Source organism: Streptomyces sp. NPDC005533 (genome assembly GCF_042871845.1).
In the GTDB taxonomy this organism is placed as follows: domain Bacteria; phylum Actinomycetota; class Actinomycetes; order Streptomycetales; family Streptomycetaceae; genus Streptomyces.
Window position 1 is genome coordinate 115,287 of the sequence record NZ_JBIAJH010000017.1, and the last position, 13,436, is coordinate 128,722.

Below are 13,436 nucleotides of genomic sequence, written 5' to 3' on the forward strand. Positions count from 1 at the left end.
GGGCGGTCTACGCCAGCAGCCGGTCACGCAGCCGGCCGAGGGTCTCGGGCTTCAGCCCGAGGCCCTCCGCCAGGTACGGGTCCACCCCGCCCCAGGTCGCGTCGATGGTCTCGAATGCGGCGACGAGGTACTCGGCGCGGGCGTCGAAGAGCGGTGCGAGCAGCTCCATCACCTCGGGGGAGCGGGCCTCGTCGGTCGCGCTGCTGCGGTGCACGCGGTAGCGGCGGTGCGGGGCGTTCGACTCCAGGTAGTCCGCCACGATCGCCTCGCGCTCGACGCCGAGCGCGAGCAGGGTGACGGCGATCGACAGACCGGCCCGGTCCTTGCCGGCCGCGCAGTGCAGCAGGGCCGGGACGCTGTCCTCGGCGAGCGCGTGCACGACCCGGCTGTGTTCGGCCGTGCGCTGCTCGATGATCCTGCGGTACGAGTTCGTCATCCGGGCCGCGGCCTTGCCGTCGCCCAGGATCGTGCGCAGCTGGTCGAGGTCGCCCTCGCGGACCAGCCGCCAGAACTCCCGGCCGTCGGCCGGATCCGAGAGCGGGATGTTCACGTTCCGGACCCCGGGCAGTTCCACGTCCAGCCCCTCCAGCGCGTGGTCGGCGCCGTTGCGGAAGTCGAAGATGGTGTGGAGGCCGAGCGAGGCGAGGAACTCTGCATCGGTTTCAGTGGCATGTGCGAGATGTCCGCTTCGGAAGAGTCGTCCCGTCCTGACCCTTCGGCCATCAGAAGTCGGCAATCCGCCCACATCGCGGAAATTGCGCACTCCGGTCAGCTCCGGCTCCTGTATCTGCTGGGTCACGGGAACTCCTCCGCTTCAAGGTGAGACTTCTGTCCGAATTGAGCTGTTTGGCGCCAACTTGCCATATCCGGAGGCGAGATCGGGCACGTCCCCGTGAGCCAGATCATACGGTGACCGTGAGTGCCTGATCACGAATGCCGAATGGCCCCGTCGGAGCGGTTGTTGACGGCGGGTAATGGACGCAGGGTGACCAGAATTCCGCCGATTCCTCATCCCTGTGATTCCGTCAGGGAATTCATGGCTTGTTCCCCGCCGTCGCAAGGGTTTACCTTCGCGATCGATCCGGGTGGATCGCCGAATCCTGCCGCCGCCCGGAAACCGCACCCGACTATTCGCGCGGCAGGAGCGGGGGAACCAGGTAAGCCGCTGTCCCGGAGATCTTTTCGGAGATCTTTTCGCCGGGACGGCTCGGGGTGAAGACGTACAGGTCCAGTACAGGTACGTCCGGACATCTCCAGTCCGAACCCGACAGCTCACCTCGCAGGCGCCGGAGAGGAATTCGCCATGCCTGCAAAGGGTAAGCACCGCCGTCCCAAGTCCCTTTCGATATCGCGCGGTTTCGCCGTCGCAGGCACCGGTGGCGCGGCCCTCGCGCTGCCGCTGATGGGCGCCGCGGGCGCCCAGGCGGCCGGCGCCCCGGCCGCGGCGACCGCGGTGGCCCCCGCCGTGGCCCCGCAGGTCCCCGTCGCGCTGCAGGCCGCGCCCGTCGCCGCCGTGCAGGCCGCCCCGAGCGTCTACACGGTCGTGCCGGGCGACTACCTCTCCAAGATCGCCGCCGAGCGCCACCTCTCCGGCGGCTGGGAGCGCCTGTACGCCGACAACCGCGAGGCGGTCGGCAGCAACCCGTCGCTGATCCACCCCGGCCTCAAGCTGCACCTCGGCGGTCCGGGCGCGGCGGACCCGGCGGACGCCGCCCCGGAGGCGGAGGCCGAGCCCGCTCCGGAGTCCGCCCCCGAGGCGGCGCCGAAGCCGGCGCCGAAGCCGGCCGCGAAGGCCGCCCCCGCGGAGCAGGACTCCGAGGCCGGGGCGCCCGCCGCGCAGAAGTCGGCCTCCGGCTTCGTCGCCCCGCTCGCCTCCACCGGCGTCTCCACCCAGTACAAGGTCGCGGGCAGCATGTGGTCCTCCGGCTACCACACCGGCGTGGACTTCATCGCGAGCTCCGGCACCACCGTCCGGGCCGTCGGCGCGGGCACCGTCGTCTCCGCCGGCTGGAGCGGCTCGTACGGCAACGAGGTCGTCATCCGCCACGCGGACGGCAAGTACTCCCAGTACGCCCACCTGTCCCAGCTGTCCGTCTCCTCCGGCCAGAGCGTCACCGCCGGGCAGACCCTCGGCCTCTCCGGCTCCACGGGCAACTCCACCGGCCCGCACCTCCACTTCGAGATCCGTACGGGCCCCTCGTACGGCTCCGACATCGACCCGCTGGCCTACCTCCGCTCGAAGGGTGTGAGCATCTGACGGCACCCGCCGTCGGCGCAGGGACACACGTGAGGCCGGGGCCCGAGGGGGGTCCCGGCCTCACGTGTACTTATTCCTTATCCCCCACGTGGTACAGATCACGGTCCGTCAACCCCTCATTACGTTGGCGTAGGTTGGTTACGGGAGTGAAGGATGGTGTCCCGTGGCAGCGACGACGACGAAACTCAAGACCATCGGCTCGTACGCGGCGATCGGGGACAGCTTCACGGAGGGCGTGGGGGACCCGGGATCCGGGGATTCGTATCTCGGCTGGGCGGACCGGCTCGCCGTACTCCTGGCCGATCAGCGCGACGAGCACGACTTCCGCTATGCGAATCTGGCGGTGCGCGGAAAGCTCCTCGACCAGATCGTGGCCGACCAGCTTCCGAGGGCCAAGGCCCTCGCGCCCGACCTGGTCAGCTTCTGCGCGGGCGGCAACGACATCATCAGGCCCGGCAGCGACCCGGACGACGTGGCGGAACGGTTCGAGGCGGCCGTGGCCGACCTCGCCGGCGCGGTCGGCCAGGTCATGATCACGACCGGCTTCGACACCCGGGGCGTGCCGGTCCTCAAGCACCTCCGCGGCAAGGTGGCGACGTACAGCGCGCACGTGCGCGCCATCGCCGACCGCTACGACTGCCCGGTGCTCGACCTGTGGTCGCTGAGGTCCGTACAGGACCGGCGGGCGTGGGACACGGACCGGCTGCACCTCTCGCCCGAGGGACACACGCGGGTCGCGCTGCGCGCGGCGCAGGTGCTCGGGCTGGACGTGCCGACCGACCCCGACCAGCCGTGGCCGCCGCAGCGGCCGCGCGGCTCGGTGGACGTGACCCGCGACAACATCCAGTGGGCGCGCGACCACCTCGTGCCGTGGATCGGCCGGCGGCTGCGCGGGGAGTCCTCGGGGGACCACGTCGAGGCGAAGCGGCCCGACCTGCTGCCGCTGTAGCCGTACGTACGCGGACGGGGGACCGGGACGGGGACGAACGGGGGGACGGGGAACAGGGGGACTGGGGGACTGGGGGCAGGGGGACGGGTCGGTCGGCGGAATCCTTCGGGGCCGGTGTGCGTTGGGATGGTCGTAGAGAGACGACCACCCCTTACTCCATCCTCCCTGGAGGCGCTTTGACCGGCTCCCGTCCCCTGCGTCCCCGGCTGCGTGCCCTGCGGCCCGAAGCCTTCGGCGCGGACCCGTCCGGTGCCCGGCTGGAGCGCATCCGCCGCTCGCCGAACTTCGCCGACGGCGTCTTCCAGAACCCGGTCGGTGCCCGGAACAGACCCTCCGGCTCGATGGCGGAGTTCGCCAAGATCTACTTCCACCGGGAACAGCGGGTCCGGCGCGGTCCCGCCGCGCCCATCCCCGTCTACCCGACCACCCTCGCGGAGCTGGCGAAGCCGCCGGCGAGCGGTCTGCGGCTGACCTGGATGGGCCACTCCAGCGTGCTCGCGGAGATCGACGGCCGCCGGGTGCTGTTCGACCCGGTGTGGGGCGAGCGGTGCTCCCCCTTCCCCTTCGCCGGCCCCAAGCGGCTGCACCCGGTGCCCGTCCCGCTGGCCTCGCTGGGCGACGTCGACGTCGTGGTCATCTCGCACGACCACTACGACCACCTCGACCTGCCCACCATCAAGGCCCTGGCCGGTACGGACACGGTCTTCGCCGTCCCGCTCGGCGTCGGCGCGCACCTGGAGCGCTGGGGCGTGGCCCCCGACAGGCTGCGCGAGCTGGACTGGAACGAGACCACCAAGATCGCCGGCCTCTCCCTCACGGCCACCCCCGCCCGGCACTTCTGCGGCCGCGGCCTGCGCAACCAGCAGCACACCCTGTGGGCCTCCTGGGTCGTCGCGGGCGACGAGCACCGGATCTACCACAGCGGGGACACCGGCTACTTCCCCGGCTTCGAGGAGATCGGCGCCGAGCACGGGCCCTTCGACGCCACGATGATCCAGATCGGCGCGTACTCGGAGTACTGGCCGGACATCCACATGACCCCCGAGGAGGGCATGCGCGCCCACCTCGACCTCCAGGGCGGCGTCCCGCACGGCACGATGCTGCCGATCCACTGGGGCACCTTCAACCTGGCCCTGCACCCGTGGGACGAGCCGGGCGAGGGCACACTGGCCGCGGCCGAGGGGGCCGGAGCGGCCGTCGCGCTGCCGATCCCGGGGCAGCCGTTCGAGCCGGGCGCCGACGAAGCTCCGGCCCAGCCCTGGTGGCGACCGTTCGTCGCGGGTGGCGCGGTCACCGCCCCGGCCGCGACCCCCGGCCCGGTCACCGCGCAGGAGCTGCCGCGGGCCGTGACCCGCGAGGAACCCGAGGCCGTCGGGTCCTGACGTCGCCGCCGCCCGTCCCCGGGGGCGGGGCAGGCGGCGCATTCGGGCGGTTGTACGAGCGCTCCACCGGGAGCGGGAAGCACCCCCTCGAAGTTCCCCAACTGGCGTTCCGGGGCGGGACGGCGGGGTCTAGCGTGGGTATCCGGTGATCAACACCGGGCCCCGGAACGCTGGGGGCCGGGCCCCACGTACCGAACGTACCTAGGACGCCGATGTCCGGACTCCGCGCCGCCCGCCACGCCCCGTCGAGACACGCCGTCACCGGTCCCGGCCGGCAGATACGGCCCCAGTTGGTGCGCGCCGCCGTCCTGCCCACGCTCGCCGCCGCGCTCAGCGGCGCCGCCGCGGTGATCTTCACCCTCCAGCTCGGCGGGGGCGCGGGCGACCGTGACGCCCGACTCTGGCCGGTGCTCACGGGCTGCGCCCTGCTCGTGGTCGGGGCCCTCGCCGCGGCCCTCCTCGGGGCCCAGCGCGGGGCCAAGGCCGTACGGGACCGGTGCGAGGCGCTGCGGCGCTCCAGCGTGCGCGGCCGCCAGGAGCTGCGTACCGCCGCCGACCTGCTGGAACGGGGCGAGACCCCGCCCCGCCCGGTGCGGGGCGGGCCGACCGGGCCGCTCGTCGGGGGCGATCCGGCCGGCGTGGACGAGTTCTGGCTGCTCTCCCAGGAGCTGCGCGGTGCGCGGGAGCAGGCGCACGCGACCCTCGTACGGCTGGCCGGACCGGCCACGCCGTCCGACAGCGAGCGCAAGGTCGAGGTCTTCGTCAACCTCGCGCGTCGACTGCAATCCCTCGTCCACCGGGAGATCGCGCTCCTCGACGAGCTGGAGGACACGGTCGAGGACCCGGACCTGCTCAAGGAGCTCTTCCACGTCGACCACCTCGCCACCCGGATCCGCCGGCACGCCGAGAACCTCGCCGTGCTGGGCGGGTCCGCCTCCCGCCGCCAGTGGACCCGGCCGATCGACCTGAGCGAGGTGCTCCGCTCCTCGGTCGCGGAGGTCGAGCAGTACACCCGCGTCAAGGTCGTGCCCCCGGCCGGCGGCAGCGTCCGCGGGCACGCCGTCGCGGACGTGGTGCACCTGCTGGCCGAACTGGTCGAGAACGCCACGGTGTTCTCCCCGCCCGACACCGATGTGGTGCTGCGCGCCGAGCGGGTCACCGCGGGGATCGCGGTCGAGGTGGAGGACCGGGGCCTGGGCATGCCGGTGGAGGAACAGCACCGGATGAACGCCCTGCTCGGGGACCCCGACCAGATCAGCGTCCGGCACCTGCTCGCGGACGGGCGGATCGGGCTGTTCGTCGTGTCGGCGCTGGCCCGCCGGCACGGGATCGCCGTCGAGCTCAAGTCCAACATCTACGGCGGCGTGCTCGCCGTGCTCGTGCTGCCGCAGGAGCTGCTGGGCGCGGAGGCGCCGAGCGCCGCCGACGTCGCGGGTGGCTCCCGGCCGACCTGGTGGGGCACGGCCGAGCCGCCGCCGGCCCCCCGCCTGGAACCGGTCCCCGCACCGCAGGCCTGGTCGCCGACCCCACCCCGCGCCCCGGCGGTCCCCGCACCGCGATCGGGGCCGGCAGCTCCCACCGCCCCCGCCGTCCCGAGCAACGCCGAGCCCGACGCGGCGGCGGGCCCGCCGCCCGGGCCCTCGACGGGGCCCACGCACGCGGCTGCGGCCTGGCCGGTGCCGCTGCCCGCTGCTGCCGAGGACGACCCGGCCGCTGCCGTCCCGAGGGCCGAACCTCGGTCGGAGGAGACGTTTGTGCCCGTGCCCGCGGCGGAGGCCGGCTACCGGCCCCGGCCCGTGCCGGAGGGCGGACACTCGGCCTGGTCCGAGGCCGCGGCGCTTCCCCCTCCTGCCGTGGACGATCACGCAGCGGCCTCGACCGGTCCGGAGTCCGATCCCCGGCGGGAGGCCGGTGACCGGCCCGTCCCCAGGGACGAGCCCGCGGCCTGGCCTGTAGCCGGCGCCCCGGCGACGGCCGTGCCCGCGGCCGGCGCAGAAGCTCCGGCTACGGCTTCGGCTCCGCTCACGGACGTGACCGGTTCGGTCGCCGCGCCTTGGACTCGGATCCCGGGCGGGCTCCGGCCGGAGCCCGTGCTCCGGGGCGGAGCAGGTCCGGGAGATGTGGATCCGGCCCCGGCCGAGCCTTGGGCCGGGGACGCGTACGGCCCCGAGGCTGCGGCCGCGCCCGCGGCTCCGCCCGGGGCCGAGCCCTGGACCGCGGCCCCTGACGGGCCCGTGCCCGGCGACGGCGTGCCCCCGGGAGATACGGATCCGGCCTCGGCCGAGCCTTGGGCCCGGGACGCGTACGGCCCCGACGGCGGGGACGAGCGGATGGTCGCGTCCGCGCCGCTGCCCGCTCCCGCCGCGGCGGACCCGGCTCCGGCCGGGGGCGAGACCTGGGCCGGGGGCGCCGCGTGGGCCCGCAGTGGGCCGTCCGTCGGGGAGGCGGCGGGATTGCTGCCCCTGCAGCGGGGCGGCGAGCCCGAGCCCGAGGGCGGGGAGGAGCGGCCCTCGTTGCCCCGGCGGCGGGCGCAGCAGCACCTCGCACCGCAGCTGCGCGAGGCCCCCGTACCGCGGCCAGCCGCGGACGCCGAGCAGCCGTTGCACGATCCGGGCCTGATGGCCGCCTTCCAACGGGGCTTCGGCCTCGCCCAGTCGGAGAACGAGCGATGAACCCGACACCTCACCTCAGCAAGGAGCACACCCCCCATGGGCGGCGAAGTGGCGACGAAGACCGGCACCCGGCTCTCGGACCTCGACTGGCTGCTCAGCGGCCTGGTGCAGCGCGTGCCGTACACGCGCAGCGCCGTACTCCTCACCGCCGACGGCCTCGTCACCTGCGTGCACGGCCTGGACGCCGACAGCGCCGACCACCTGGCGGCCCTCGCCTCCGGCCTGTACTCGCTGGGCCGCAGCGCCGGCTCCCGGTTCGGCGCCGGCTCGGAGGTACGGCAGGTCGTCGTCGAGCTCGACACCGCACTCGTCTTCGTCTCCGCGGCCGGCTCCGGGACCTGTCTGGCCGTCCTCGCCGACCGCGAGGCCGATGCCGGAGTGCTCGGCTACGAGATGGCGATGCTGGTCAAGAGCGTCCGCCCGTACCTGGCCGCCCCGCCGCGGCGCCCCACCGCCGACCCGGAGCGATGAGGGTCCGCGTCACGGGGGCGTACGCGAAGGGGCGGGACACACCATGGCTCGACGACTCGGCGGGCCGGGTGATGCGCCCGTACACCGCCAGCGGCGGGCGGACCCGACCCGGCGTCGCGCTCGACCTGCTCTCGCTGGTGAGCGCGACCGGCGTGCGCCCGCGCATCGCGCTCGGGGCGGAGCACACCCTCGTGCTGCGGCTGTGCGCCGGCGCGGCCGCGGTCACCGTCGCCGAGGTGGCCGGGCAGCTGCGGCTGCCGGCCGCGGTGGTGAAGGTGCTGCTGTCCGACCTGATGGAACACGGGGCCGTCATGGCGCAGGCGCCGCGGTTCCCCGGCATCGGCGGCGACGGGTTCGCCGCCACCGACCAGTCACTCCTGAGGGCGGTGCTCGATGGCCTGCGAAAACGCCTGTGAAGCCCCCGCTGCCGCCCCCGCGACCCTGAAGATCCTGGTCGCGGGGGGTTTCGGCGCGGGCAAGACCACCTTCGTGGGCGCGGTCAGCGAGATCGAACCGCTGAGCACGGAGGAACTCCTCAGCGACCTCGGCTCGGCCACCGACCCGACGCACGGCGTCGAGACGAAGACCACCACGACCGTGGCCCTCGACTTCGGCCGGATCACCCTCGACGAGCGCCACGTGCTCTACCTCTTCGGCACGCCGGGCCAGCACCGCTTCTGGTTCCTGTGGGAGGAGCTGTGCGCGGGCGCGCTCGGGGCGGTGGTGCTCGCCGACACGCGCCGCCTCGAGGACTGCTTCCCCGCCGTGGACTTCTTCGAGCGGCGCGGGATCGGCTTCATCGTGGCCGTCAACGAGTTCGAGGACGGCCACCGCTACGCGCCCGAGGAGGTCCGCGAAGCGGTCGGGCTCGGGCCCGAGGTGCCCGTCGTACGGTGCGACGCGCGCCTGACCAGTTCGGGTACGGGCGCCCTGGCCGCCCTCGTCCATCACCTCCTCTGCATGTCCACATCCACTGTCAGCTCTTCGTCTTCGGAACCGGGGGAACCGCCATGACGTACTACGAATCGACCGGACACCTGCTGCTCACGCCGGTGGACCGGGAGGCACCCGCGCGCGCCGTCCGGCTGCGCGAGCTCGGTCTGGGGGAGCGGACGGACGCCGAACTGGACGCCTTCGCGCGGCGGGTCGCGGACGTGCTCGAAGCCCCGCACTCCGGGGTCAACTTCATCGGCGAGGAACGGCAGTTCTTCGCCGGGCTGCACCACGCGGCCGAGTCCCCGGCCGGCGGGTACCCGGCGCGGGTCCTGGCCCGTGACCACGGCTACTGCCCCTACGTCGTGGTCCGGCGGCGGGCGCTGGTACTGGAGGACGTACGGGACTTCGCGCGCTTCGCGGGCAACGCGGTCGTCGACGAGAGCGGGGTGCGCTCGTACGTGGGCGCGCCCCTCACGGACCGGCGCGGGATCGTCCTGGGCACGGTGTGCGCCGTGGACGTGGTGCCGCGGCGCTGGGGGACGGCGGGGCTCGCCACCGTCAAGGCGCTGGCCGCGGAGCTGGTGGCGCTGGTGCACGCACGGGAGGACCGGGCGCAGGCCCGGGCGGCGGACCGGCGGGGGTGAACGCCGCATGTCGGTGGCGGGGGCTACGGTCGTCGGACGAGGGTTCACCGGTGGCTGGAGAGGGGTCTCGGGGATGACCACGACCGCGCAGGACGTCCGTCTGATCGCACTGTCGCTCCCGGACAGCAGCGAGAAGCCCGCCTGGGGCAAGCCGACCTTCCGGGTCGGCGGGAAGATCTTCGTCGCGCTGGCCGACGACGACACCTCGATCGGGGTGAAGTGCCCCAAGGAGGACCGCGCCGAGCTGATCGCGGCGGAGCCGGAGAAGTTCTTCCTGCATCCGGGCCACGACGACAACTACGCCTGGATCCGCGTCCGCCTGGAGGCCCTGGCGGACGCGACGGAGCTGCGCTCCATCCTGACCGACTCCTGGCTCCAGACGGCCCCGAAACGACTGATCGCGGCCCATCCGGAACTCACCGGCACGGCGGGCTGAGAACCGGCCCACCGCCCGGCGCGGGACCGGCGGACGTCGCCGACGCGGCACCCGTGGAACCGGTAGCGGAAAAGGTGCGTGCGACCACCCGCTGAAATGCGGTATCGTTCTCATGCGCGTTCGGCCAGGAGGAAACCCCAGGTCAGCGGGCATCGGGACGTGGCGCAGCTTGGTAGCGCACTTGACTGGGGGTCAAGGGGTCGCAGGTTCAAATCCTGTCGTCCCGACTGTGCGGAAACGCAGGTCGGAGGCCGTTCTCTCATCCACGAGAGGGCGGCCTTTCGTGCGTCCGCTCGCGCACCGGTGGCATGCGACTCACCCGCTCCCCGGCCGTTCGCCCCGGCGGCCGGGGTGGCGCTTCCGGCCTAGCCTGGGATTGCGGTACGTACCTACGCGCGCACGATCGGAGCGGTGCGGTGGATCCTGGGACGGGTCGGCCGTGAGGCCGGCGGACGCCGTCGGCCCCGGTTGCGCCGACTGGCTGCTGGCCTCGGGTGAACGGGGCAACCCGGCGACGCGCCTGGACCGGCGCCGCCCGGACGGCACGGCCTGGTCGCGGGGCAATCACGTACGGCCCCTGGTCCACGGGGCCACGTACTTCGCCGAGCTGCTGGCGGAGATCCGCGCGCTGCGCGCGGGCGACTTGCTGCTGTTCACGGACTGGCGCGGCGATCCCGACGAGCGCCTCGACGGGCCCGGCACCGAGATCGGCACGGTCCTGTGCCGGGCGGCCGAGCGGGGGGTCGTCGTCAAGGGGCTGCTCTGGCGCTCCCACCTCGACAGCCTGCAGTTCAGCGAGGCGGAGAACCGCCACCTCGGCGAGGAGATCGAGGAGGCCGGCGGCGAGTGCCTGCTCGACATGAGGGTGCGGCCCGGCGGCTCCCACCACCAGAAGATGGTGGTGCTGCGCCACCCCGGCCGTCCCGGGCTGGACGTCGCCTACGTCGGCGGCATCGACCTCTGCCACAACCGCAACGACGACGCGGCGCACCGCGGCGACCGCCAGTCGGTGCCGCTGGCACCCGCCTACGGTCCGCACCCGCCGTGGCACGACGTCCAGCTCGCCCTGCGCGGGCCGGCCGTCGGTGACGTCGAGGCGGTCTTCCGCGAGCGGTGGGAGGACCCGGCGCCGCTCAGCCGCAGCCCGCTCACCCGCCTGCGGTCGCTGGCGCACCGCGAGGACACCGGCGGGGACGGGCTGCCCCCGCAGTCCGCCGATCCGGCGCCCTGCGGCCCGCACACCGTCCAGGTGCTGCGGACCTATCCGAACCGGCTGCTGGGCGGCTACCCCTTCGCACCCGACGGCGAACGCAGCATCGCCCGCGCCTACGACAAGGCCTTGCGGCGGGCCCGGGCGCTGATCTACCTGGAGGACCAGTACCTGTGGTCCCCGCGCGTGGCGGCCTTCTTCGCCCGGGCGCTGCGCCGGCATCCGGGGCTGCGGCTGATCGCCGTCGTCCCCACGGTCCCGGAGCAGGACGGCCGGCTCACCGGGCCGATGAACCTCATCGGGCGGATCGACGCCCTGGAGGAACTGCGCCGGGCCGGCGGCGGCCGCGTCGCGCTGTACGGCCTGGAGAACCACGCCGGGACCCCGGTCTACGTGCACGCCAAGGTGTGCGTGATCGACGATGTGTGGTCCTCCGTCGGCTCCGACAACATCAACCTCCGCTCGTGGACCCACGACTCGGAACTCGGCTGCGCCGTCTACGACGAGACCCCGGCCCCCCGGCTTCCGCGCGACCCGGCCGGCCTCGGCGACGGCGCCCGCGCCTTCGCCCGCGCACTGCGCCTGGGGCTCATGCGCGAGCACCTGGACGCGCCGACCGAGTCAGCCGGGGCCGGCACCCCGGACGCGGCGGACCCGCTGTGCGATCCGGTGGCCGCGTTCGAGGCCTTCGCGGCGTCGGCCGCCGCGCTGGACGCCTGGCACGCGGGCGGCCGCCGCGGTCCCCGGCCGCCGGGCCGGCTGCGCCGCTACGTCCCGCCGGACCTCGCCCCCGCGCAGCGGCTGCTCGCGGCTCCGCTGAACCACCTCCTGGTCGACCCGGACGGCCGCCCGATGCGGATGCGCCGCCGCAATGCCTTCTGAGGTCAAACCACCGCAACCAGGGGCACCTTTACGGCACACACCGCACGTTCCCGGCCGCGGCGGGTACCGCCTGAGGGGCCAGAGCGACGTCGGGTTAGCATATGAGCACCGCCTAGCTCGAAAGATAATCTTGTGACTGTCAATGAGGACTCGTTCACCAGCTGGAAGAACCGCGAGGAGATCGCGGAGTCGATGATCCCGATCATCGGGAAGCTGCACCGGGAGCGGGACGTCACGGTCCTGGTCCACAGCCGCTCCCTGGTGAACAAGTCGGTGGTCAGCATTCTCAAGACCCACCGGTTCGCCCGCCAGATCGCCGGTGAGGAGCTCTCGGTCACCGAGACGCTGCCGTTCCTGCAGGCGCTCACCACCCTCGACCTCGGCCCGTCGCAGATCGACATCGCCCTGCTCGCCGAGGCGTACAAGACGGACGACCGCGGCCTGTCGGTGGAGGAGTTCACCGCCTCGGCCGTCGTCGGCGCCACCGGTGAGAACAAGATCGAGCGCGGTGCCGGCCGCGACGTCGTCCTCTACGGCTTCGGCCGCATCGGCCGCCTCGTCGCCCGCCTGCTCATCGAGAAGGCCGGCTCCGGCAACGGCCTGCGCCTGCGTGCCATCGTCGTCCGCGGCGGCGGCGAGCAGGACCTGGTCAAGCGCGCCTCCCTGCTGCGCCGCGACTCCATCCACGGCCAGTTCCAGGGCACCATCACCGTGGACGAGGCGACGAGCACGATCATCGCCAACGGCAACAGCATCAAGGTGATCTACGCCAACGACCCCTCCGAGGTCGACTACACGGCGTACGGCATCAAGGACGCCATCCTCATCGACAACACGGGCAAGTGGCGGGACCGCGAGGGCCTGTCGAACCACCTGCGCCCCGGCATCGACAAGGTCGTCCTGACCGCCCCGGGCAAGGGCGACGTCCCGAACATCGTCCACGGCGTCAACCACGACACCATCAAGCCGGACGAGCGGATCCTGTCCTGCGCGTCCTGCACCACCAACGCGATCGTCCCGCCGCTGAAGGCCATGGACGACGAGTACGGTGTCCTGCGCGGTCACGTGGAGACCGTCCACTCGTTCACGAACGACCAGAACCTGCTGGACAACTACCACAAGGCCGACCGCCGTGGCCGCAGCGCGCCGCTGAACATGGTGATCACCGAGACCGGTGCCGCCTCCGCCGTCGCCAAGGCGCTGCCCAACCTGAAGGCGCCGATCACCGGCAGCTCGATCCGCGTCCCCGTCCCGGACGTCTCGATCGCCATCCTCAGCCTGCGCCTGGGCCGCGAGACCACCCGCGAGGAAGTCCTCGACTACCTCCGCGACGTCTCCCTGCACTCGCCGCTGAAGCGTCAGATCGACTTCACCACGGCCCCCGACGCGGTCTCCATGGACTTCGTCGGCTCGCGCCACGCGTCGATCGTGGACGCCGGTGCCACCAAGGTCGACGGCGACAACGCCATCCTCTACCTGTGGTACGACAACGAGTTCGGCTACTCCTGCCAGGTCATCCGCGTGGTCCAGCACGTGTCCGGCGTGGAGTACCCGACCTACCCGGTCCCGGCGGTCTGATCCCGGCACACCGCTCCAC

The 13,436-nt window shown here is 73.2% G+C and carries 12 protein-coding genes, 1 tRNA gene and 1 riboswitch; of the genes, 12 read left to right on the plus strand and 1 reads right to left on the minus strand.

All coding sequences use genetic code 11. The annotated features are described in order from the left end of the window. Positions 1-7 precede the first annotated feature (7 nt). Positions 8-799 carry a tyrosine-protein phosphatase gene (locus tag ACFYP3_RS19235; protein WP_388833649.1) on the minus strand — a complete coding sequence of 264 codons (792 nt, stop codon included), beginning with the start codon at positions 797-799 and terminating at the stop codon, positions 8-10. A gap of 282 nt (positions 800-1,081) precedes the next feature. Then, positions 1,082-1,299: riboswitch (cyclic di-AMP (ydaO/yuaA leader) on the plus strand. A 4-nt stretch (positions 1,300-1,303) separates the two neighbouring features. Between ACFYP3_RS19235 and ACFYP3_RS19240 the strand changes: the two genes are divergently transcribed. From ACFYP3_RS19240 to ACFYP3_RS19295, 12 genes are all read left to right on the plus strand, one after another. After that, positions 1,304-2,257 carry a peptidoglycan DD-metalloendopeptidase family protein gene (locus ACFYP3_RS19240; RefSeq protein ID WP_388833651.1) on the plus strand — a complete coding sequence of 318 codons (954 nt, stop codon included), beginning with the start codon at positions 1,304-1,306 and terminating at the stop codon, positions 2,255-2,257. A gap of 163 nt (positions 2,258-2,420) precedes the next feature. After that, on the plus strand, positions 2,421-3,206 hold the full coding sequence (locus tag ACFYP3_RS19245) for an SGNH/GDSL hydrolase family protein (protein ID WP_388833654.1): 786 nt from the start codon (positions 2,421-2,423) through the stop codon (positions 3,204-3,206). Positions 3,207-3,382: 176 nt separating this feature from the next. Beyond that, positions 3,383-4,588, plus strand: a complete 1,206-nt coding sequence (locus tag ACFYP3_RS19250; protein WP_388833657.1) for an MBL fold metallo-hydrolase — start codon at positions 3,383-3,385, stop codon at positions 4,586-4,588. A gap of 212 nt (positions 4,589-4,800) precedes the next feature. Beyond that, entirely contained in the window at positions 4,801-7,260 is a 2,460-nt protein-coding gene (locus ACFYP3_RS19255; protein ID WP_388833660.1) for an ATP-binding protein, read from the plus strand. A 36-nt stretch (positions 7,261-7,296) separates the two neighbouring features. Then, positions 7,297-7,731: a roadblock/LC7 domain-containing protein gene (locus tag ACFYP3_RS19260; protein ID WP_388833663.1), complete on the plus strand. Its 435-nt coding sequence runs from the start codon at positions 7,297-7,299 to the stop codon at positions 7,729-7,731. Next, a complete protein-coding gene (locus tag ACFYP3_RS19265) occupies positions 7,728-8,147 on the plus strand; it encodes a DUF742 domain-containing protein (protein WP_388833666.1) in 420 nt (139 codons plus the stop codon). The genes ACFYP3_RS19260 and ACFYP3_RS19265 overlap by 4 nt, the downstream gene beginning before the upstream one ends. Next, complete coding sequence (locus ACFYP3_RS19270) at positions 8,125-8,745, plus strand: ATP/GTP-binding protein (protein ID WP_388833668.1); 621 nt, start codon at positions 8,125-8,127, stop codon at positions 8,743-8,745. Before ACFYP3_RS19265 ends, ACFYP3_RS19270 begins: the two co-directional genes overlap by 23 nt. Further along, positions 8,742-9,311, plus strand: a complete 570-nt coding sequence (locus ACFYP3_RS19275; RefSeq protein WP_388833670.1) for a GAF domain-containing protein — start codon at positions 8,742-8,744, stop codon at positions 9,309-9,311. The genes ACFYP3_RS19270 and ACFYP3_RS19275 overlap by 4 nt, the downstream gene beginning before the upstream one ends. 73 nt (positions 9,312-9,384) lie before the next feature. Then, a complete protein-coding gene (locus ACFYP3_RS19280; protein ID WP_388833673.1) occupies positions 9,385-9,747 on the plus strand; it encodes an MmcQ/YjbR family DNA-binding protein in 363 nt (120 codons plus the stop codon). Positions 9,748-9,900: 153 nt separating this feature from the next. After that, positions 9,901-9,974 (plus strand) — tRNA-Pro (locus ACFYP3_RS19285). A gap of 212 nt (positions 9,975-10,186) precedes the next feature. Beyond that, positions 10,187-11,839: a phospholipase D family protein gene (locus tag ACFYP3_RS19290; protein ID WP_388833677.1), complete on the plus strand. Its 1,653-nt coding sequence runs from the start codon at positions 10,187-10,189 to the stop codon at positions 11,837-11,839. Between the two features lie 132 nt (positions 11,840-11,971). Continuing rightward, positions 11,972-13,417 carry a glyceraldehyde-3-phosphate dehydrogenase gene (locus ACFYP3_RS19295; protein ID WP_388833680.1) on the plus strand — a complete coding sequence of 482 codons (1,446 nt, stop codon included), beginning with the start codon at positions 11,972-11,974 and terminating at the stop codon, positions 13,415-13,417. The last annotated feature ends 19 nt before the right edge of the window (positions 13,418-13,436 follow it).